This is a genomic window from Rhodococcus sp. NBC_00297 (genome assembly GCF_036173065.1).
Taxonomy (GTDB): domain Bacteria; phylum Actinomycetota; class Actinomycetes; order Mycobacteriales; family Mycobacteriaceae; genus Rhodococcoides.
Window position 1 is genome coordinate 3,064,398 of the sequence record NZ_CP108041.1, and the last position, 22,623, is coordinate 3,087,020.

A 22,623-nucleotide genomic window follows, 5' to 3' on the forward strand; every position below is an offset into this window, starting at 1 on the left:
GGCGGGCGGGACGACGCGACCAGCGCCGTCCCGCCCGCGGTCAGGCCCGAGTCGTGTCGACGTCCGGGTCCAGCAGATCGAGTGCGTGTCGGACGACGTCCATGTAGTGCTCGATGTCCGGCAGGGACAGTGCGTTCGCTGCGACGGACAGGGAGATCGACGTGCCGACCGACCGCGCCGAGTGCGTGAGATGCACCCCGCGCACGGCGGGAAGAACTCCGTAGCAGCCGACCACCGGCGCGCCGAGCAGCGCGAGTGGCCCGCGTCCGTAGCTCACGTTGCTGAGCATCGTGGTCACCGGCGCGGTCGCGGGATCGGTCGACGGCGCCCGCGTGAGGGCACCGATCACGGGGACCACGACGGAGGGCAACGCACCGAGAGGGTGTGGTGGGCCCGTGCGCTCGGTGGAGCGAGCCACCGATTCCTTCGCCGCCACCAGCGACTCGTGGATTCTGCGGAGGCGTTCCGCCGGATCCGGCACGTCGGTGTGCAGGTCGACCATCATCGGCGTGAGTTGGTTCGCGGTGGTCGCGTCGGTGAGCGAGCGTGTGCTCATCGGCATCGAGATCGAGAGACTGCCCGCGGGCAACTCGCCTCGTTCCTCGAGATAGGTCGAGAGGGCGAGCGAGATGATCGCGGTCAGCATGTCGTTGACCGTCGTGCCCGGGTACGCGGACTTGACGCGCCGGATGCGGTCGAGGTCGAACCAGGCCAGGTCCCACGACATGTCCGGTTCCTTGTCACCGTTGAACCGTGTCGCGGGCACTGCGGTCGGCGCGGTCGACGACGCCGGTGGGGTCCCGGCACGAGACCGCGTCGACCAGCGGACCGCCACCGCGGCGAGGCGCACCAGGTCGGCCGGAACGCGAGAGAGTGCCCGCACTCGACCGGGAACCGGAACCTCGGCGGTCTCCGGTCGCGGCTCTGCCGGAGTGGGGGACAACATGCGGGAGATGAGGTCGGAGGCACTCACACCGTCGATCGCGCTGTGGTGGAACTTGGCGATCATCACCGTGCCGCCGTCGGGGACCCCGTCGACGCCGTGCAGATCCACCAGGAAATGCAGTTGCCACGCCGGCCCGGTGGTGAAGTCGAAGAACTCACGGGAGAGGTCGACCGTCCGGCGGCGCACGATCTCGACGTCGCCGTCCTGCTGGTGCGTCACGGTGACGTGCGAGTCGACGTCCGCGTCGGGGTCGTCCACCCAGAAGGGGTAGTGGATGTCGCCGGGGTAACGGTGGAGCCGCTGCCGGAAGATCGGGTCGAGGTGCACGATCGAGCGGGCGTAGGCCACCGCATCGGCGTGCGTGCGTAGTCCGGTACCGGGGCCCGCGGCGACGTCGACCACGAAGGCGTGGATGAGGATCGCCGACGTGTGCGGCGACTCGAGATAGAGGTTGAGGGCGTCACGGGACGTCATCGGTCGCCCTCGGGTGGGGGTGGAGCGTCGTATGGTTCGCCGGAATCGGCTCACGGGATCTCCTGTGCATGTCACGTCGGGTGGTGCCGCTTCCACGGTAGACAGCGGTGTCTCCGTCCAGGTGGTTCGTGCCTGATCCCGACAAGGTTCGGTCTGCTTTGTGTACTCTCCCGAATCGTGACGAATCAGTGATCGCGTCTCGCTTTCGCCGACCGACTCGGGTCGTACGTCGTCGGCGGACCGTGCAGCGAACTCGATGGTCGGACCCGGTTGCCTTGTCGGGGTTTTGGGACTGTGAAACACTGAATAACCGGATCGAGGACCAGCAGTCGAGGGTGGCGCGGACCGGGTTGCGATCCTCATCGACGACGCAGAGTGCGGTCGTCCCCGGATTCGGAGGTCCAGATCGGTGCAGTCGTTCGACACCGCGCGCGTAGCGAACCGAAGCGTCGGTATCGCCGAGGCGACGGACGCGGAGGACGACGGCGCCCGTGAGGACGGCCCCGCGCCCGTTCCCGACGCGGTTCCCCTGACCGCGGCTCAGCGCGGGATCTGGTTCGCTCAGCAGCTCGCCGGCTCCGTGCCGGTGTCGATAGCCCACTACGTCGACCTGCGTGGACCGGTCGACGCGGCGGCTCTCGAGGCGGCGATGATCTCGGTCGGCCGGCAGTTCGGGTCCGGGTTCGTGCGCATCGTCGAGGAGGACGGAGTGCCGGCCCAGGTGGTCGACCTGTCCATCACCGACACGGTGCGTTTCCTCGATCTGCGCGAGGATGCGACTCCCGTCGAGACGGCGATCGAGTGGATGCGCGCCGAGTGCGCCGCGCCCCTCGACATGACCTCCGACCGGCTGGTCGTCACCTACCTGATCAGGGTCGAGGACGAGCGCTACTTCTGGTACTGCCGGATCCACCACATCGTGTTGGACGGCTTCGGTGCGATGACCATGATCCGCCAGGTCGCGGCGCACTACACCGCGCTCGTCGAGGGCCGCGAGCCGACGCCGACGCGGGCGGGCGACCTCCGCACGGTCTACGACGACGACGTCGCCTACCGCGAGTCGACGCGATTCGAGAACGATCGCCGCCACTGGGCCGAGAAGTTCGAGACGCTCCCCACCGGAGTCTCGTACGTCGACAGCACCGCACCGGTCTCGGTGCCGTGCAGGGCTGCGTCGGGACGCACTCCCGTCGAGGTCGCGGAATCTCTCGCGAAGGGTGTCGACTCGCTCGGCACCACCACGGTCACGCTGGCCATCGCCGCGTTCTCGGCGTTCGTCTCCCGCACCACCGGAACCACCGACGTCGTGCTGTCCCTCCCCGTGTCGGGCCGCGCGAGCGCGGTCCTGCGGCGCTCGGGCGGCATGGTCTCCAACGTCGTTCCCCTCGTCGTCCGCGTCGACGCCGCCGCCACCGTGTCCGACGTCATCGACCGCGTGCAGCGCGAACTCACCGGTGCGCTGCGCCGACAGCGGTACCGGCACGAGGACATCCGGCGCGACGCGGGTGAGATGACGAACACGCGCGGCCTCTTCGGTCCCACCGTGAACCTGATGATGTTCGACAACGAGATCGTGCTCGGCGACGTTCGTGGGTCGTACCACGTGCTCACCACCGGCCCGGTCGAGGATCTCTCGATCAACCTGTACCCGGCTCCCGGCGACGGCGACGAGCTGCAGATCGACTTCGAGTCCAACCCGAACCTCTACACCCAGCAGCGCGTCGAGGACCTGCGGTCGCGGTTCCTCGACTACCTCCGGCGCTTCTCGCACAGCGCTGCGGACGGCCGGGTCCTCGACATCGAGGTCCTCTCCCCGCACGAGCGCGCCACCCTGGTGCCCGCGCGGGGAGCATCGAGCGTTCGACCCCGGCGATTCGTCGACGTCATCGACGACGCCGTCGCAGGGTCGCCCGACGCCATCGCGGTCGAGACGGCGCACGGCGCCCTCACCTACGCGCAGATGGACGCCTCGGCGAACCGCATCGCTCGACTGCTCGTCTCCCGCGGCGCGGGGCCGGAGACCACCGTGGCGATCGCCCTCCCACGGTCGCTGCACTCGATTCTCAGCACGTGGGCCGTGGCGCGAACGGGCGCGGCGTTCCTGCCGATCGACCCGGCGCTGCCCACCGCGCGCATCCTGCACCTCGTCTCCGACTCCGGGGCCGTCCTCGGGATCACCGACACCACCCGCGCGGGCAGCCTCCCCGATGCGCTCGACTGGCTCGCGATCGACGCCGTCGAGACCGACCGGCTGGTGTCGCAGTACTCGCCGGCGCGCGTCACCGACGCGCATCGGCTCTCGCCGATCCACCTCGAGACTCCGGCCTGGATGATCTACACCTCCGGATCGACCGGTCTCCCGAAGGGCGTCGTCGTCGGCAACGGCGGTGTCGCGAACCTGACGCGGGACATCGCTCTGCGTCTGGACGTCGAGTCGTCCTCCCGTGTCCTGGCCCTGGCCTCGCCCAGCTTCGACTCGTCGTTGTTCGAGATGCTCTCCGCCCTGAGCCGGTCGGCGACGCTGGTGGTGTCGCCGGCGGACGTCTTCGGCGGCGAGGAACTCGCGCGCTACCTGTCGGAGAAGGCGGTCACCCACGTGACCATCACCCCCGCCGCGCTGGCCTCCGTCGATCCGGACGGGCTCGATCACGTGCAGCACGTCGTCACCGCAGGCGAGGCCTGCCCACCCGATCTCGTGGCGCGGTGGGGTACCGGCCGACGCATGTACAACGCGTACGGACCCACCGAGATCACCATGATCAGCCACATGTCGCGGCCGCTGGATCCGGCCGCGCCGATCACCGTCGGCCGCCTGGTGCGCGGAGCATCGTGCCTCGTTCTCGATCCGTGGCTCCGGCCCGTGCCCGAGGGCGTCGTCGGCGAGTTGTATCTGTCGGGACCGTCCGTCGCGCGGGGCTACGTCCATGCACCCGGCGTCACGTCGGGGCGCTTCGTCGCGTCGCCGTACGAGCCGGGCGCACGGATGTACCGCACGGGCGATCTGGTGCGCTGGTCGGCCGACACCGAGATCGCGTACGTCGGCCGAGCCGACTTCCAGATCAAGATCCGCGGGATGCGCGTCGAACTCGGCGAGGTCGACGCGGTGCTGTCGATGCACGAGAGCGTCCGCGCGTCCGTGACCATCGCGCACCGACCGTCGTCCGGCTCCCTCGCGCTCGCGTCCTACGTCGTCCTGCAGGACGGCCGCACCGTCGACAGCGACGAGATCCACCGCTTCGCCGTGCAGAGTCTGCCGTCGCACATGGTGCCGTCGTCGGTGATGGTGCTCGACGCGCTCCCCATCACCGTCCAGGGCAAGATCGACCGGCGGAGTCTGCCCGAACCGGTCGTCGAGGTGCACGAGTTCCGGGCGCCGTCCATGCCGGTCGAGGAGATCGTCGCGTCGGTGTTCGGCGAGCTGCTCGGCGTCGACCGGGTCGGTCGCGACGACGACTTCTTCGCCCTCGGCGGGAACTCGTTGATCGCCACTCGCGCGGTCGCGCGACTCGGCAAGGCTCTGGACACCACGGTGACCGTGCGGACGCTGTTCGAGGCGCCGTCGGTGGCGGCCCTGGCGGCACGGGTGCAGTTCGAGTCCGGAGTCCCGCCGCGGCCACCCCTGGTCCGCCGCACGGCCGCCGACTCGGACGCTCTCGAGGACGCGCCGCCGTTGTCGTACGCGCAGCGCCGCATGTGGTTCCTCAACCGATTCGATCCGACGTCGGCCGCCTACAACATCCCGTTCGCCGTCCGGTTGGTCGGCGATCTCGACGTGCCGGCGCTGCAGGTGGCGATGCTCGACGTCATCGATCGGCACGAGTCGCTCCGCACGATGTATCCGGACACCCCGAACGGTCCCGTGCAGGTCGCACTGACGGCGGAGTCGATCGTTCCCGACCTCACCCCGGTCGACGTCCACGAGAACGCGCTGCCGTCCGCGGTGGCCGCGCTCGCCGGTCGTGCGTTCGACGTGACGGAGGAGGTCCCCGTCGCGGCGACCCTGTTCCGGACCGCGTACGACACGCACGTGCTCGCCGTCGTCGTGCACCACATCTCCGCGGACGGCGCCTCGATGGCTCCGCTCGCCCGCGATCTCATGGCGGCCTACAGCGCCCGGGTGTCGTGGTTCGCACCGACCTGGGCACCGCTTCCCGTCCAGTACGCCGACTTCTCGGTGTGGCAGCGCGACGCCCTGGGCGACGAGAACGATCCCGAGTCGGTCATCGCGCAGCAGGAGCGGTACTGGCTCACCGCGCTCGCCGACCTGCCGGACGAGCTGCCCTTCCCGGTCGACCGGTCGCGGCCCACCGAGCCGACGTATGCCGGTGCGTCGCACACCTTCTCGATCGAACCGGAGCTTCACGCGGCGCTCGTCGACGTGGCGCGCGCCCACAGCTCCACGCTGTTCATGGTCGTGCACTCGATCCTCGCGATCGTGCTCGCACGCCACTCGGGCACGGACGACGTGACGGTGGGGACACCGGTCGCCGGTCGCGGCGACGCCGCCGTCGACGACATGATCGGCATGTTCGTCAACACCCTCGCGCTGCGTACCCGCGTCGACGTCGGCACCGGATACCGCGACCTGCTCGCCCACATCCGCGAGCAGGACCTCGGTGCCTTCGCCCACGCCGACGTCCCGTTCGAGCGGCTCGTGGAGGTCATCGATCCGCCGCGCTCACGTGCGCGGCACCCCATCTTCCAGGTGCTCCTGTCGTTCCAGAATCTCGGCCAGGCGCACTTCGAGCTGACCGACCTGCGCCTCGAGACCGTCGAGTTCGATCTGGGTGTGGCCAAGTTCGACCTGCAGTTCACCCTCGTGGACTCCCTGACACCGCTCGGAGCTCCGGACGGTCTCGCCGCGACCATCGCGTACGCGACGGACCTGTTCGACCGGGAGACCATCGGGTCCCTCGCGGAACGTTTCGTGGCCGTCGCCCGCGCGGTGGCCGCGGATCCCGATGTCGTCCTCGACGAGATCGACCTGCTCGGCGGAGTGGAACGCGAGCGCATCACGGCGCCCGTGTTGCCGGAGGGGACCACGGAGGCGGTCTCGCTGACCTCGCGATTCCGTCGGCGCGCAGCCGAGAACCCCGATGCGACGGCACTCGTCGACGCCGCGGGTTCGCACACGTACGGAGACTTCGCGGCGCGCGTGAATCGCGTCGCCCGATCCCTGGTCGAGCGTGGCGTCGGCCCGGAGGTCGCCGTCGTCGTCGCTCTCCCTCGCTCGGTCGACGCACTCGTCGCGGTGTACGCCGTGCTCGAGGCCGGTGGCGCGTACGTCCCCGTGGATCCGGAGCAGCCTGCGGCCCGCATCGATCAGATCGTCGCCGCCACCGCGGCGCGCTGCGTTGTCGTGGCCGAGCCCGACGCACTCCCGGTGGCGGGCGAGAGAGCCGTGTCGTTGGCGACACTCGACGATCCGTCCGTCTCGTCCGCTCCGCTGACCGACGCCGACCGGACGGGCGCCGTGCGCGCCGGCACCACCGCCTACGTCATCTTCACGTCCGGCTCGACGGGTGTGCCGAAGGGTGTGTCCGTCCCGCACGGTGCCGTCACGCACCAGGTGGACTGGTTCGCGCGCACCTATGCGCTGACCGAGAACGACGTGGTGCTCGCCAAGACCCCGATGACCTTCGACGTCTCGGTGTGGGAGATGTTCGCGACACTGGCGGTCGGGGGCACCCTCGCCGTCGCCGATGCCGACGGTCACCGTGATCCCGAGTACCTGATGCGGGCAATCTCGCGGTACGGCGTGACGGCCGTGTCGTTCGTCCCGTCGATGTTCGCCGTCTTCACCGAGGCCGCTGACGACTACGCCTGCCGCTCACTGCGTCTGGTGTTCCTGGCAGGCGAGGCCCTCGGTCGCGCCGCGGTGGACACGTTCCGCGAGAAGTGCGACATCGACGTGCACAACCTGTACGGCCCCACCGAGTTCGCGGTCCACGCGACGGCACATCCGGTCGGGCGGGGCGAACCGCCGTCCGTGCCGATCGGGATCCCGGTCGACGGCACCGCCGCGCTCGTGCTCGACGGTCGCTTCCGGCCCGTGCCGGACGGTGTCGTGGGCGAGCTGTATCTGTCCGGCGTCCAGGCGGCGCGGGGGTATCACGGGCGTCCGGACCTGACGGCGGACCGGTTCGTCGCACTGCCCGGCCACGACGGTGCGCGCATGTACCGCACCGGTGACCTTGCCCGGTGGAATCACCACGGCCATCTCGAGTTCGCGGGGCGCGTCGACCACCAGGTCAAGCTGCGTGGACTGCGCATCGAACTCGGCGAGGTGGAGGCGGCGGTCTCCGCGTCGTCGCGCGTCGCCCGTTCGGTCGCCATCGTCCGCGACGACACGCTCGTCGCCTACGTCGTGCCCGCGCCGGGAGCGACCGTCGACACCGACCTGCTCCGAGCGGACGCGGCGCGCATCCTGCCGGCGTACATGGTGCCGGTCGTGGTCGTCCTGGACGCGCTGCCCGTCAGCGCGAGCGGCAAGCTCGATCGCTCGGCGCTGCCCGACCCGGTGGTGGACGTGCAGCGATACCGCGCACCGCGTACGCAGGAGCAACGCGTCGTGGCCGAGGTCCTCGCGGAACTCCTGGGCGTGGAGCGCGTCGGGCTCAACGACAACTTCTTCGCTCTCGGCGGGAACTCGCTGGTAGCGACCCGCGTCGCGGCCCGCATCGGAGACGAGTTGGGTGTGCGGGTGCCGTTGCGCGCCGTCTTCGACGCGGCCACGGTGGCAGACCTCGCGGACAGCCTCGACACCGTCGTCACCACCAGCCGACACCTGACGTCGACTCCCCGCCCCGAGGTCGTTCCTCTCGCTCCGGCACAGCAACGGCTCTGGCTCGCCAACCGTGTCGATCCGACGGCGGCGACCTACAACCTGCCGATGGGCCTGCGGCTCACGGGACCACTCGATGTGGATGCCCTGCGCGTCGCGGTCGACGACGTCGTCGCCCGACACGAGACGCTGCGCACCGTCTACCCCGACGTCGACGGTCACGGGCGTCAGTCCGTGCTCGCACCGGTGGGCCGGCCGCTGACCCCGATCCCGGTGACGGAGGCCGAGCTCGCGGCGCGTGTGGTGGCGGCGGCGACCACGCCGTTCGACGTGACGACGCAGGTGCCGCTGCGCGTCGAGTTGTTCCGCCTCGGCGACGAGGAGCACGTGCTCGTCGTGGTCGTGCACCACATCGCGGCCGACGGCTTCTCGATCGCGCCCCTCACCGTCGACGTCGTGACGGCATTCGCGTCGCGCACGGCGGGCGTGCTGCCGGCGTGGACGCCGCTCGAGGTCCAGTACGCGGACTACGCCCTGTGGCACCGCACGCTGCTGGGCGACCCGGCAGATCCCGAGTCGGTCTCGGCACGTCAGCTCGCCTACTGGCGCGAGACCCTGGCAGGGCTCCCTGGTGAGCTGTCCTTGCCGCAGGACCGTCCGCGTCCTCCGGCACCGTCCGGTGTGGGTGCCTCCGTGCGCTTCGAGATCCCGGCGCAGACGTACGAGCTGGTCCGCGATCTGGCGCGGGAGCGGCGCGCGACTCCGTTCATGGTGGTGCACGCGGCGCTGTCCGTCGCCCTGTCGCGCATCAGCGGGTCGACCGACATCTGCGTCGGCACCGCGGTGGCGGGTCGAGGCAGCGCCGAACTCGATCCTCTGGTCGGCATGCTCGTGAACACCCTGGTGCTGCGCCTGGCGGTCGACGAGGACGCGTCCGTCGTCGATCTCGTCGACGATGCGCGGGGTGTCGCCCTCTCGGCGTTCGCCCACGCGGACGTGCCGTTCGACACCGTGGTCGACACGGTGGCGCCTGCGCGGTCGTCGTCGCTGTTCCGCGTGGCTCTGGCGTACCAGAACACCGAGCGTTCGGAGATCGATCTCGCGGGTCTGCACGTCGAGCAGTTGCAGAACCCGTTCGATCCCGCCCAGTTCGATCTCACGCTGACCATCGAGGACTCGCCTCACCGCGAGCACTCGGACCCGGTGACCGGCATCGTCACCTATGCCACCGATCTGTTCGACGAGGCCACGGCGGCCACCTTCGCCACCGTCTTCTCGTCCGCGCTCGACGCGGTGGTAGCGGATCCGGGCGGTGCCGTCTCCTCGATCGCCCTGGCCTCGGGCCCGTCGACCGACGCCGACGAGCCGGTGGCCGCGGCCGTGCAGACGAGTCGGCCGCAGCCCGTCGACCTGGCCTCGATGATCACCGCGTCCGTCGAGGCGGATCCGGGAGCTCCCGCGTACGCACGGGGCGAGTTCGAGATCAGCTGGGCCGAGATGGACGCCCGGTCCAATCGCATCGCCCGGGTCCTGCTGGCCGAGGGGGGTGGACCCGGCCGACCGGTGACCCCGCTGGTCGAGGCACCCGAGGACAGGATCGCGGCGACCTGGGCCGCGGCGAAGATCGGCGCGACGCTGACGGACGCGGACACCGCGATCCGGGTGACGTCCGACGACCGTTTCACGCAGGGCCCGGTCGGACCGCTGTCCGCGGCGGACGGCATCGTGTCCGCCGGTCCCGGCGATCCGCTCGTCGCCCTGGGCGATGCCACGCTGACGCACGCAGCGCTCGCCTCGTGCATCACCGCGGACAGTCTTCAGGTGACGTACGAATCGCGGGTGGCGGTGGCCGCCGGGGCGCCGCTGGACCTCGAGGTGCTCGCCGTGGTGGTCGCTGCCGCGGCCGGAGCGACGACCGTGAGTCTCGACGCCTCCGACGATCTCGCCGACGCGCTCGCCGACGAGTGGGTCACCCATGTCGTGCTGTCCGAGTCCCAACTCGCGTCGCTCGACACGCAGGGACTGGACGACCTCGAGGTCATCGTCGTGAGCGATGCCGATCAGGCACCCGCGGCAGCGCCGCTGGACGTCACGGTGCTCACCGGGACGGCGCTGCGAGGCTAGTCGGTGTCGACGCTCGCGGGGGCCGCTGCGCGCGGCGCGGCGACGTCGTCGAGCGTGGCCGCCGCGAGCGCGTCCACGGCGTCCCGGATCATCGCGCAGTAGCGGTCCGGCTCCGCCATCATGGTCGACTCGACCGTCACGGTGAGTGCCAGACGGTTGCCGAGCGAGGTGATGTGGTGGATGAGGCCCATGCCGTCGACCGTGGGCATCGGCATGAACGCGGCCACCGCGCGGGCGCCCAGGAACCACAGGTCGTCGCTTCCGTGCGGCATGTTCGACACCACGGTGGTGGACGGCACTGTCGGACGGTCGTGAGGAGCCAGAGTGGACAGGGCGCCGATCGCCCGCAGGAGGAGGGGCGGGGCGACGTCGAAAGGGCTGACCTCGTGCCGAGACGTCAGATCCTGCACCCGCCTCTTGGCGTCGGCAGCCGAAGCGTGCACAGCGCGGAGGCGCAGGAGCGGGTCGACGACCGTGGTGTGCAGGTCGACGTCCGCGAACGTGGTCTGATTCGCCGCTGCGGTGTCGTGGGTCGCGTGGATGTCGAGCGGCATGGTCGTGCTCAAGGTGGCCGCAGGGTGTTCCCCTGCCTCGTCGAGGAACCGGGTGAGTGCCAGGGAGACCGCCGTGAGCAGCACGTCGTTCACGGTGATTCCGGGAACGGCTCGCGAGATCGTCCGGACGTGTGCGAGGTCCAGCCAGACGATCCGGACGCGGTGGTCGAGTGCGATCCGGGCGTTGAAGCGGGTCGCGGGCCGCGGTGGCCGCGGTGTCTCGGGGGCAGCCCGGCGCACGGCCGCCATCGTCCGGACGAACATCGCCGTCCGGCGGGGCATCGTGGCGGCGTCCTTCCACAGCGGCGGAATCGGGCCCGGAACCGCGGTTCCGCGGCGCTCCGCGACACGTCCGTCGTGCGAGAGGTCGGGAGACGCGAACAGGGCTCGGACCACGGCCACCAGCCCCAACCCGTCCATCGACGCGTGATGGACCTTGATCACCACCGCGGTCGCGCCCTCCGGAAGGTGCGGCACGCCGTGGATGCCCGTCAGGACGTGCAGTTCCCACCCCGACGACGCCAGCGTCATCGGAGTGGCCATGACCCGAGCGATGTGGCGCTCGACGGGGTCCCATCCCGGTCGATCGATCGGAGTGACGACGACGTGGTCGTCGAGGTCCACGTCGCCGGTCACCCAGAACGGGTCACCGAGATCGCCGGCGCGCCGTCGGAGCCGCCGGCGGAACACGGGGGAGACGTCGAGACGTCCACGCATCCACGCGCACACCGTGGCGTGGGTCGGGGATGCTCCCATCGTGCCGGCGGCGTCGAACACCATCACGTAGACGAGGTTGGCGATCACCCGCTCGCTCTCGGCGAGGACGTTGATCGCGTCCCGGGGTGATACTCGAACGCCGATGAAGGGCTGTCGGAATCGTGTCACGGCGTCGGTCCTCGCGTTCGGCCACTGCGCCGACCAGCATCCGCGGGCCGCGCCTACAGCGACTACATTGCCGGAACCGAGCGTTCTGTTACGCCCTTCTCGGGCCGATCGGGCGGCCATTGTGACCGGCCGGTCGCGGCAGCGTCAGAACGTCTCGGCGGCGCGACGGTACCCACGCACCGCAGGCCCCACGAACACCAGGAACAACCCGAACGACCAGGCCAGCGACTGCAACAGCGGGGAGGTGACCGGGCCACCGAGTGTGAGGCCCTTCATCGAATCGACCGCACAGGAGATGGGGTTGTGCTCGACGAACGGTTGCAACCACGTCGGATAGGCCCGCGTCGGGACGAAACCGGAATTGAAGAACATGAGAATGGTGAACACCATTCCGACGGCCTCGACCAGAGGGAAGGTGGTGGTCACGATCGCGGCCGAGGTGACGAACACCGCGAACCCGAGGCCGAACGCCAGCGGCACGAGCATCGCCAGCACGCCCGGAACGGGCCCCTGCTCGAACCGGAAGCCGAGCGTGAACCCGACGACGACGATGAGCAACGTCGTGGTGACGATGCGGGCGGTCTCGGCCAGGAGTCGACCCACCAGACCCGCGGCGCGGTGCACCGGCAGGGTCTGGAAGCGGGACACCAGACCGGCCGCACGCTCTCGGCGCAGACCCACCGCGCTCGCGAGCGACCCGGACATGGCGGCGACCATGGCGATCAGCGGGACGGTGCCGAAGATGCTGTTCTCCCCGGTGGCCGCCGACACGGAGTTGCCGAGCACCGTGCGGAGCATGAGAAGAAAGACCACCGGGTACACGACGGCCTGGATGATGGTCAGCGGATCGCGAGCCCAGCGACGGAGCAGGCGACCGCAGTGCAGCACGCTCTGCGACGCCAGCCCGGCGAGGCTGCGTTCGCCCACGAGGCGTTCCGGTTCGGGGAGCGCGCGCAGATCGAAGCGGGGTTCGGACGTGGTGTCGGTCATGATCGCCTCGTGCTGGCCCAGACCGCGAGCGGTACGAGGACCACGATGAGGCCCACCGCCCAGGCGATCGCCGGCCACAGTGTCGCGGAGTTGACGCCCCCTTCGGCCATGTCACGCATGGCCTTCGAGAAGAGGGAGATGGGCTGGTTGCGGACGAACGGACGGATCCATTCGGGGAAGCCTGTCTCGGGAACGAAGCCCGACGACAACATGCCGAGGATCAGCTGGGGCAGGGTCAGTGCCTGGCTGGTGGCCTCGGGGGACCGGGACAACGATCCGATCGCGTCGCCGCCCGTGGTCAGCGCCGCGCCGACGAGGAGTGCGAACAGCATGAAGATGACGGCGTCGTCGAGTCCTGCCTGGAATCGGAACCCGATGAGGGAGCCGTAGACCAGCGCGGCTATCAGGGAGAGACTCGCGTGCACCAGGTTGGCCGTCGCTCTCGACAGCAGCGGTACCCACGGGGTGACCGGCATCGTCTGCAGTCGGGTGGTCATACCCGACTGACCCTCGATGGCAGCACGCTGCGCTGCGGAGATGGCGGTGAACGCCATGGCCTGCAGGCAGATGATCGGCATGAGGAACTGGGCGTAGTCCAGGCCCTGGAACTGCATGACGAGCCGGAGCGGCAGGTAGAAGCCGACCGTGTAGACGGCCGGGGCGACCACGGCGACCACGAGGCTGCCGGACCTGGCCATCGATCCCAGGGACCGTCCGGACAGGCTCGCCCACTGCTTGAACGCCGTGGGTTCCGGTGCTCGGTGCGAGGCACGTCCTGCGTCTCGGGTGGCCGTCACGAGGGTGCGCCCGAGCCGATGGCGGGTTCGGCCGGAGCCGCATCACCCTGCGACTGACCGGTGAGGCTCAGGAAGACGTCGTCGAGGGACGGCCGGCGCAGACCGATGTCGGACAGTTCGATGCCCGCGGCGTCGAGCCTCTTCAGCGCCTCGGCCAGCGTGCCGGGGCCGTCCGGTGCGGGAATGATGATGCTGTCGCCCTGCAGGTCGGCGGCGCTGAAGGTGGGCGGAAGCAGACCGGCGAGAGCATCTGCGGCGCGGCGCAGTTCGGTCGGATCCAGCGGGCTGATGTGGCAGTAGTTGCCGCCCGTCATCGACTTCAACTCGTCGGCCGTGCCCTGCGCGATGACCCGACCGCGATCGATGACGATGATGCTGTCGCTGAGAACGTCGGCTTCCTCGAGGTACTGCGTGGTCAGCAGCGTCGTGATGCCCTGGTCTCGCAGCGACGACACGAGTGACCACACCGCCTTGCGGCTGCGCGGGTCGAGTCCGGTGGTCGGCTCGTCGAGGAACACGACCTTCGGACGCACCACGAGACCGCACGCGATGTCGATGCGTCGACGCATACCGCCGGAGTAGCCGCGGACCTGTCGATCCCCGGCCTCGATCAGGTCGAAGTCGTTGAGAAGGTTCTCGGCGCGCACACGGGCCGACTTCTTCGTCAGTCCCATGAGACGACCGAAGAGGACGAGGTTCTCCCGCCCGGTCAGGGCGTCGTCGAGAGCGGCGTACTGACCCGTCATGAGGATGGAACGCCGGACGGCCGCAGGATCCTGCGCCACGTCGTGGCCGGACACCACCGCACGTCCGCGATCCGGTCGGACCAGCGTCGCGAGCACCTTCACGGTGGTGGTCTTCCCGGCGCCGTTGGGCCCGAGAACTCCGAGGATGGAGCCGGTGGGGACGCTGAAATCGATGCCGCGCAGTGCGTCAACCGTTCCGAAGGACTTGTGAACGTCCTCTACGAGTACGGCTGTGTCGTCTGATGGCATTGGTCTCCACTGTCGTCGGGTGCGGTGTCGTCAGTGCTCGTCGCTCGAGAGCGATCATGCCCGACCGAGTCGGTCGCGGAGCGACGTGTCGAGCGTGCGGCACTGTCGAAGTCATCCCGCGAACCCCGACCGATGTTACTTCTTCCACGTGGGAGCCGTGGTGGTGGACCGAGTCCGACCACGTCCGAGGACGCGGCCGAACCCGTTTCGACTGTGTGGTGGCAGGTGAGTCAGGAGGCGACGTTCGCGCGCTCCCGTGCGTGGCGAGAGAGTCGCCCCAGGCGAGAGAACTGCGCGGCGGCGGAGTGCTCCAGGCCTCGCAGCTCGTCCTCCACGTGGTGCAGAACGGTGGCGAGATCGAGTGCGGGCACCGAGGAGGAGAGCGTCACCACGGTGGCTGCGCCGACACGGCACACGGTGGCGGTGACGGAACGCGCGTCCTCCGCGATGTGCGGTCCGAAGGACAGAAGGTCGGGCGTGTCGACCCCGGACGGCGGGACCGGCATGTCCGCGACGTGCAGAGCGGTGACGGGTGACGTCCCGGCCGGAACCGCGCGCCGCACGGCGGTGGAGACGACCGTCGACACCACGTCCGCGATCGTGGTCTGACCGAGTCCCGCGGAGATCTGCTCGAGTCGGACGGTGGGGAACTGCGCGACGAGTGAACGGGCGTCACCCAGTGGTGCCGGGTACGCCGGCGCGTCGGCACCGTCGAACGGTCGGTACGCGTGGCGTGCCACGGGCCCACCCGGACGAGCGGGACGGCCGGGAGCGAGGACGGTCTCGACGATGCGGGTGATCGTGCGCGACTCGACGGGCCCGACTGCGGAGCGGAACACGGCGACTGCCGATCCGCTCGGCACCGCATCGAAGCCCGACACCTCGGTGAAGACGTCGAGGCACCACGGTGCGTCGGTCGACGGGTGCGCGGCGTCGAGAAGCGCGACGACGGTGCCGGCCGCGACGCCCGGCGCGTGGACGGTCACCCGGGCGTGCTCGTCGGTTCCGAGCAGACCTGCCTCTGCGGCGAGGTCGGTCAGGTGCCTCGACATGCGATCCGGCGTGGAGCTCTCGGATCCCGGACGCACGACGAACACGTGACGGCGGAGAGACGTGGGTGCATGCGTCCAGACGCCGACGGATGCGCGAGGGGTGTCCGTCGTGGTGACGGGAGTGCGGCTGTGTCGGGGCGCCATGGCGTGTCCTTCGGTGTGCGGGTTCGGGCTGCGGAACGAGTGAGAGGACGTCACGGCGAAACCGTGATCGTCGTGGGGGTGACGGCCTGCGCCGCCGGAGGATCGGCGTCGCTCGGAGCGACCGCCGCCTCCAGACGGTCGAATGCGGTGCGGATGTGGCGTATGTATCGAGCGGTGTCCGGCATCGCGTCGTCCACGGACGTGACCGACACGAACATCGACGCGCCGAAGGTGGCGACGGCGTGCGCCAGAGCCACTCCGGTGACGGTGGGGAGGGGCCCGAAGACGCCCACCATGGGTGATCCGGCGATCGTGACTCCGCCCACGCCGTACGGCACGTTGGTGATCATCGTGTTGGTGGCGACCCGTGCCGGTGCGGCCGGTGACCTCATGGTCTTGCCCAGCAACGCCATCAGCGGCGCCGGCATCACGGTGAGCGGATGCGCCGGCAGCCGGGTGGCGACAGCGGTGGCGTGGTCCTTGGCCCGCGAAGCTGACGCGTGCACGGCCCGCAGGCGCACCACCGGGTCGATCACATCGGTGTGCAGCGACAACGTCGCGACCGCGATCCGGTTGGCGTTGGTGCTCTCCCCCATGGCGCGCGTGCTCACCGGGATGGTGGTGCCCAACGAGTCGGTGGGCAGCTCACCGTCCTCCGCGAGATACGCGGACAGCGCGAGCGAGACGACCGTGACCATGACGTCGTTGAGAGTGACGCCTCCGGCCCTGTTCTTCAGTGCGCGGACACGGCTCATCTCGAAGAACGTCATGTCGAAGACCATCGACGGGCGTACTCGACGGTTGAAGCGCGTGGCGGGGAAGGATTCGTGCGCTGCGGTGCCGGAGTCGGACGAGGCCTTCAACGCGCGGGCCGCCGTTCGCCGCCGCAGCGCCGCTCCCGTGAGGGTCACGATGTCGCGCGGAAGTGCGCGTGCCGCTCGGACGGGACTTGGGACGTCCACCGCAGTGTCCGGGTCCACGCGCGGTGTCGGGTTCGGGCCGAAGACGCGGTTCACCAGTTCGACGGACCCCATGCCGTCGATCGCGCTGTGGTGGCTCCGGAAGATCACTACGGTGGCGCCCTCGGCCACCCCGTCGATGCCGGTGACGTCGAGGACGAAGTGGAACTGCCACGGCGGGCGTTCACGCGGCAGCCGTGTGATCGTGAAGTCGGTGATCATCGACACGAGCAGGTCGCGGCTCTGTCCCGCCGGCGGCGTGTGCACGTACACGTGCTCGGTGACGTCGACCTCGGTCGGTACCCAGTGAGGGAACGCCAGGTTCGCGGGGACCGACACCAGCAGCCGGGTGAAGAGCGGGTCGAGCGCGAGGATGCCGCGCCCGAACTCGGCGGCATCGGCGACGGAGCGCACGGACGCGCCGTCGGCCAGGACGTAGCAGTGCACCACGGCGGCGGACGTGAGCGGCGACTCGAAGAAGAAATTGAGGGCGTCGCGTGCGTGCATGGCGGTACCACGTTCGGCCGTGCCCCGACGTGCCATGGTCATGTTCCGGCCCTTCAGCGATGTGATGAAGGGGAAAGCTACTCCGACCGAACGTTCTGTACAAGCTTTATGCCCGTTTTTACGCTGTAACAAAACTGTAGGCATGCTAAGCAACGGTGGCGACGGACGCGCGCTCGCTGGTGTCGGTCGCGACCGCGAGCGTGTCCACCGCCGAGGCGAGCAGTGCCGTGTAGTGGTCGACGTCCGGCATCAGGGCGCGGTGGGACACCGCGGTCAGGCACATCCGACCGCCGGCCGACACGACGACATGCGCGAGTTGGACCCCCTCCACCACGGGGAGGGGTGCGAACACGCCCGTCACGGGCGCGCCCGCCAACTCCATCCGGTCGTTGCCGTAGGCGATGTTGGAGATCAACGTGTTCGTGCCGGTCGTCGTGGGGGCAGCGGGGCGGCGGGGCATCAGTCGAGCGATCGCCGCCAGGAGTGGGGCCGGTGCCGAGTTCATGGGATGGGAGGGGAGGCTGCGGAGCCGCGTCGCGAGGTCGGACTTGCGGTCGCGTGCTGCCGCGGAGACCGCGCGCAGACGGTCGACCGGATCTGCGACGTCCGTGAACAGATCGACCACGGCGATCGCGAGCTGGTTCGCGGTCTCGCCCGTCGTGTCGACGGTGCGCACGTTGACGGGGAACGACGCCCCGAGGCTCGTGGCCGGGAGCTCGCCGCCCAGGTAGTCCGACAGCGCGATCGACACCACTGTCATGACGACGTCGTTCACGGTCGCGCCAGGCACGGCGGACTTGATCGCGCGAACACGATCGAGGTCGAACCACGCCATCCCGAACGTCATGTCCGGAGCGAGATTTCGATTGAAACGCGTGGCCGGGTAGTGATGGGCGGTGGGTCGCTGTACAGGGTCGAGCTGCCGGACCGCACGCCATCGGCGGACACCGCGGCCGGCGAAACCGGCGAACTCGCGGGGAAGCGAACGAAGAGCAGCGAACGGGGTCGGCACGGCGATGCTCTCGCGGTCAAAGACGTCGTTGCGGTGCGCCGAGACGTCGGCGGACGGCGGGGCCAGCATTCGGTGGACGAGCGACGTGGTGCCCATCCCGTCGATGGCGCTGTGGTGCACCTTGAGGAGGAGCACGCTGCCGCCCTCGGGAACGCCCGGTACTCCGCGCAGACCTGTCACGAGGTGGATCTGCCACGCGGGGACGTCGAAGTCGAACGGCGTGCTCGAGGCGTCCATCACTCGTCGACGCAGGAAGTGGTCCGGATGCTCGTCGGCCGCGGAAGCATCGTGGACGAACACGTGCGCGCGGACGTCGACGTCGCACTCGACCCACACGGGAAAGGCGAGGTCGGCGATCGTCGTCCGCAGGCGACGCCGGAACAGAGGGTGGAGGTCGAGCACGCTCCGCGCGAAGCGCTCGACGTCCGCAAGCGTGCGGAGCGATCCGTCCGAGCGGGCGGCGTCCACGACGATGCCGTGCACGATGGTGCCCGGCGTGCGCTCGCTCTCGAAGTAGTAGTTCAGCGCGTCCCGCGGTGCCATCGGCTCACCCACCGCGGAGGTATGTCGTCGTGTCGCCATCGGAAGTACCGCCTTCGTCTCGGTCGGGGCCAGAACGCTGTCACCGGGCCGCAGCCTCGTTCGGCCGCCTGTACCCGATGATCGCCCTGTTTCGGGCCCGTGTTAACGGAATGACGAATCTTCTTGCTCGTGCATGGCCGCACGCCCGTCTGTGACGTCGCCTAGAGTGCGAGGCGATGGGGCGCATGACACTGCTGTGACGGCAGTGCACTGTCGCCGGGAGTGCAGTGCGAGAGGGATACGACGATGACGTGGACACGACGGCCGATCACCGCTCTGGTCGCCGCTGCGGTGGTCGGTGCGCTCATGACGGCCACCCCCACCGTCGCCCGAGCCGACGACGCACCGATCGCCGCGGTCGAGACCGGCTCGGGTGCGCGGGTGGAGAGCGTGGAGTTCGTCGGCGGTCAGCAGTACCTCGTCACCGTGTACTCGCCGTCGATGGATCGGTCGGTTCCGCTGCAGGTGTTCCGGCCCGCCGACACCTCGGCCCGGCGCCCCACGTACTACCTGCTCAACGGGGCGAGTGGCGGCGAGGATCCGTCGAGCAACTGGCCAGATCAGGCCGATGTGTCCACCTTCTTCGCGGACAAGAACGTCAACGTGGTCGTGCCCAAGGCCGGCGCCTTCAGCTATTACACCGACTGGGTCGCGGACGACCCGGAGCTCGGCCGCAACAAGTGGGAGACCTTCCTGCTGGACGAGCTGCCCCCTCTCATGAACCGCTCGCTCGGAACGACGGGTACCCAGGCCGTCGGCGGCATCTCGATGGCGGCGAGCGCGGTCCTGATGTTGGCCGCCGATCGACCCGGCTTCTACTCGTCGGTCGCGTCCTTCAGCGGCTGTGCCGGCACGTCGGACGACCTGGGCCGCGCCTTCGTCAAGCTCGTGGTCGAGGCGCGCGGCGGGGGCGACACGGAGAACATGTGGGGACCCGACGACGGTCCGGAGTGGGCGGCCAACGACGCGTTGCTCAACGCGGACAAGCTGCGCGGCACTCCTCTCTACGTCACCACGGGAAGTGGGCTGCCCGGCTTCGACGAGACTCTCCAGAGTGCCCGCATCGCAGGGGACGTCCCCGCACTGATCAACCGGGTCGTCGTGGGCGGCGGCATCGAGTCGATCACCAACACGTGCACGCGGACGTTCGCGGAGCGACTGGCGCAACTCGGCATTCCGGCCACGGTGAAGTTCCGAGACAACGGAACGCATTCCTGGGCCTACTGGCAGGAGGACCTGCACGAATCCTGGCCCATGGTGGCGGCGTCCCTCGGAGTCTGATTCTCCGGCTGTGCGCCACGGCCGCGAGCGTGTCGAACTTTGCGGCGCGTCCCCTTATTGTCGACGGTGGAAAGGGGGTCGCCGATCATGACATTGCAGGGAACGGTCACCAGTCTCGTCATTCCTGTCCTCGACGAGGAGGACTACATCGCAGCGTGTCTCGATCACGTGTTGCCGCAGATCGACGAGTTGTCCGAGGTCATCGTCGTGGACAACGGGTCGATGGACGACACGGTGCAGATCGTGAAGGAGTACGCGGCGCGCGAGCCGAAGATTCGTCTCGTGCACGAACCGCGAAAAGGATTGTTCTTCTCCCGTAATACGGGTTTCCGGGAAGCGACATCGGACATCATCGGGCGTATCGACGCGGACACCCGAATCGGCGCCGGATGGGTGTCCGCCGTGAAGCAGACATTCCGGGACGCGGATTCCGATCTCAATCTCGGTGGTATCACGGGATTGAGCGCGCCCTACGACTCACCGTTCACCAGGTCGAAGAAATGGCTCGTCGACGCGCTCGTCCGGGCGAAGGTTCTGGGCAACGGCATGAAGATCGACAACATGCACGGCGCCAACATGGCGGTGCGGCTGGAGGCCTGGGACGCGGTCCAGGACAAGCTGACGTCCCGTTCCGACGTGCACGAGGACATCGACTTCGCGCTGTGTCTCATCGAGGCCGGCTACTCCATCGTCCAGCCCACCGAGATGTGGGCCGACATCTCGCCGCGGCGCGCGTTGACACCGCCGCTGCAGTACACGTCGTTCGTCAAGGCCGGCATCACCAGTTTCGAGATCCACGGTCGCTCCAACTGGTCGTTGCGGTGGCTCGTCGCACCGGTCACCTGGCTCTCGCATGCGGTGTTCTGGTTCCCGTACCGCGCCTACGACCCTGTTCGCCGGTCCTTCTCGCCGAGACGTCTGCTCACCGAGCGCACCTTCCGGCCGGCAGCGCTGTCGGAAGCACCTCCCGGGAGCTGACCGACAGCAGAGCACCGGATGTCACCGCAGGCAGGCCGGAGGCCGGTCGGAAGTCACCGCGGGCAGGCCGGAGGCCGGTCGGATGTCACCGCGGGCAGGCCGGAGGCCGGTCGGAAGTCACCGCGGGCAGGCCGGAGGCCGGTCGGAAGTCACCGCGGGCAGGCCGGAGGCCGGTCGAATGTCACCGCGGGCTGACCCACACGGTGATGTCGGCGTGGACGACCTCGGTGCCGCCGGCGTCGCGCAGGCTGACCGGGATCACGAGTTCCACGCCGCTGGTCACCGATTCCCAGTCCGGCCGATCGTCGAGTAGCGCGGTGGCGGTGAGCCCGGATCTGCCGGGGGCCAGGTACTGGACGTTCATGCCCTTGGGGATCCACCGGTGGGTGGTGGGGATCGTCGCCTCGGCGAGCATCCCCATCGCCACCTCGGCCAGATTGCAGGCCGCGATGGCGTGGAAGGTGCCCAGGTGGTTGTGCACTCCGAACCACGTGGGCCCGGAGACCACGCACCGCCCGGGGGCGAGCTCCCGTACGCGGGGGAGGACCGTGGCGAAGAAGGGCACGCGGACACACATTCCCGCGGAGAACGCCAGGGAGCGGGTGATCCCGCCGGGGAGTCGCTGCCAGAGCGCGTACGTGCTGGTGACCGTTGCCATGGCTGCACCTTACTCGGCGGTAAGATGTTCGGGCGCGGTCGATCCGCGCGCCCACCGGTCGTCCGCGCTGGTTGCATCACGCGCGGATGGGTACCACCTGCGCGGATCGCGCGATCGACCGTGCGATCCGGCTGCGCTACCGCCTCGATTTGAACTCGACCCCCGGCGTGGGTCATACTGTTCGGGTTGCCTTGACCGAGGTGATCCCTGTCGTGCGTGTTGCGACGTGATCTCGCGGCCGAGGTATGCGACGAGAACGACATGCAGTGATTGCGCCGGCACGATGGGCGCATCCGGTCCGCGTTCTCCCGCCGGTCGAGTTCGGGCCGAGGGAGAATCATGTGCGGGAATGCGACACGCCCGACCGCGTGGACCGGAGAACCATGACAGATGAACAGCGGCAACGGATTCCTCCTGGCCACGCGTGTGCGTGGATGCGAGAGTCCGCCACGTTCGTCCTCATGGATGCGCCTCGCGCTCGGCTTCATGCCGGCGTCGGGTCAGCACACTGCCGGGTTCTCCGGATCGACATCCGGAGACGAGAGACCTGACCAACGGTTAACCAGGGCAAGGAAGAGGACATAAGCGTGGCGGGACAAAAGATCCGCATCAGGCTCAAGGCCTACGACCACGAGGCGATCGACGCGTCCGCGCGCAAGATCGTCGAGACCGTGACCCGCACCGGGGCACGCGTGGTCGGACCTGTGCCGTTGCCCACCGAGAAGAACGTGTACTGCGTCATCCGTTCGCCGCACAAGTACAAGGACTCTCGCGAGCACTTCGAGATGCGCACGCACAAGCGACTCATCGACATTCTCGACCCGACGCCGAAGACGGTCGACGCGCTCATGCGCATCGACCTGCCGGCAAGCGTCGACGTCAACATTCAGTGAGCGCGGAG

At 69.2% G+C, this 22,623-nt stretch carries 13 protein-coding genes; 4 read left to right on the plus strand and 9 right to left on the minus strand.

Annotated elements, in window-relative coordinates:
* Nucleotides 1–40 precede the first annotated feature (40 nt).
* On the minus strand, nt 41–1,420 hold the full coding sequence (locus OG947_RS14575) for a wax ester/triacylglycerol synthase domain-containing protein (protein ID WP_328812144.1): 1,380 nt from the start codon (nt 1,418–1,420) through the stop codon (nt 41–43).
* Nucleotides 1,421–1,829: 409 nt separating this feature from the next.
* On the opposite strand from OG947_RS14575, the gene OG947_RS14580 reads away from it, so the two are divergent.
* The gene (locus OG947_RS14580; protein ID WP_328812145.1) at nt 1,830–10,328 is read left to right on the plus strand and encodes a non-ribosomal peptide synthetase; all 8,499 of its coding nucleotides are present in this window, start codon (nt 1,830–1,832) and stop codon (nt 10,326–10,328) included.
* Here the strand turns inward: OG947_RS14580 and OG947_RS14585 are convergent.
* The 7 genes from OG947_RS14585 to OG947_RS14615 all read right to left on the minus strand — a co-directional run bounded on the left by OG947_RS14585 (nt 10,325) and on the right by OG947_RS14615 (nt 18,805).
* Nucleotides 10,325–11,767: a wax ester/triacylglycerol synthase domain-containing protein gene (locus tag OG947_RS14585; protein WP_328812146.1), complete on the minus strand. Its 1,443-nt coding sequence runs from the start codon at nt 11,765–11,767 to the stop codon at nt 10,325–10,327. The two genes, OG947_RS14580 and OG947_RS14585, sit on opposite strands and share 4 nt — an antisense overlap.
* Before the next feature lie 144 nt (nt 11,768–11,911).
* Entirely contained in the window at nt 11,912–12,757 is an 846-nt protein-coding gene (locus tag OG947_RS14590) for an ABC transporter permease (protein ID WP_222631717.1), read from the minus strand.
* Nucleotides 12,754–13,554, minus strand: coding sequence for an ABC transporter permease (locus OG947_RS14595; protein ID WP_037184733.1), 801 nt, complete (start codon nt 13,552–13,554; stop codon nt 12,754–12,756). Before OG947_RS14595 ends, OG947_RS14590 begins: the two co-directional genes overlap by 4 nt.
* Entirely contained in the window at nt 13,551–14,549 is a 999-nt protein-coding gene (locus OG947_RS14600) for a daunorubicin resistance protein DrrA family ABC transporter ATP-binding protein (RefSeq protein ID WP_027504640.1), read from the minus strand. Before OG947_RS14600 ends, OG947_RS14595 begins: the two co-directional genes overlap by 4 nt.
* 230 nt (nt 14,550–14,779) lie before the next feature.
* Nucleotides 14,780–15,745 (minus strand): hypothetical protein, encoded by a 966-nt coding sequence (locus tag OG947_RS14605; RefSeq protein ID WP_328812147.1) that lies wholly within the window; start codon nt 15,743–15,745, stop codon nt 14,780–14,782.
* Nucleotides 15,746–15,795: 50 nt separating this feature from the next.
* Nucleotides 15,796–17,253, minus strand: coding sequence for a wax ester/triacylglycerol synthase domain-containing protein (locus tag OG947_RS14610; RefSeq protein WP_328812148.1), 1,458 nt, complete (start codon nt 17,251–17,253; stop codon nt 15,796–15,798).
* Between the two features lie 103 nt (nt 17,254–17,356).
* Nucleotides 17,357–18,805: a wax ester/triacylglycerol synthase domain-containing protein gene (locus OG947_RS14615; protein ID WP_328812149.1), complete on the minus strand. Its 1,449-nt coding sequence runs from the start codon at nt 18,803–18,805 to the stop codon at nt 17,357–17,359.
* 246 nt (nt 18,806–19,051) lie between these two features.
* Here OG947_RS14615 and OG947_RS14620 point away from each other — a divergent pair, with 246 nt between their 5' ends.
* Both OG947_RS14620 and OG947_RS14625 read left to right on the plus strand, forming a co-directional pair.
* Complete coding sequence (locus OG947_RS14620; RefSeq protein ID WP_328812151.1) at nt 19,052–20,086, plus strand: alpha/beta hydrolase; 1,035 nt, start codon at nt 19,052–19,054, stop codon at nt 20,084–20,086.
* Nucleotides 20,087–20,173: 87 nt separating this feature from the next.
* Complete coding sequence (locus OG947_RS14625; protein WP_051613102.1) at nt 20,174–21,064, plus strand: glycosyltransferase; 891 nt, start codon at nt 20,174–20,176, stop codon at nt 21,062–21,064.
* 181 nt (nt 21,065–21,245) lie between these two features.
* Here the strand turns inward: OG947_RS14625 and OG947_RS14630 are convergent, their stop codons facing one another.
* Nucleotides 21,246–21,722 carry a hotdog fold domain-containing protein gene (locus tag OG947_RS14630; RefSeq protein WP_027504645.1) on the minus strand — a complete coding sequence of 159 codons (477 nt, stop codon included), beginning with the start codon at nt 21,720–21,722 and terminating at the stop codon, nt 21,246–21,248.
* Nucleotides 21,723–22,309: 587 nt separating this feature from the next.
* Between OG947_RS14630 and rpsJ the strand changes: the two genes are divergently transcribed.
* Nucleotides 22,310–22,615 carry a 30S ribosomal protein S10 gene (rpsJ, locus tag OG947_RS14635; RefSeq protein WP_003938093.1) on the plus strand — a complete coding sequence of 102 codons (306 nt, stop codon included), beginning with the start codon at nt 22,310–22,312 and terminating at the stop codon, nt 22,613–22,615.
* The last annotated feature ends 8 nt before the right edge of the window (nt 22,616–22,623 follow it).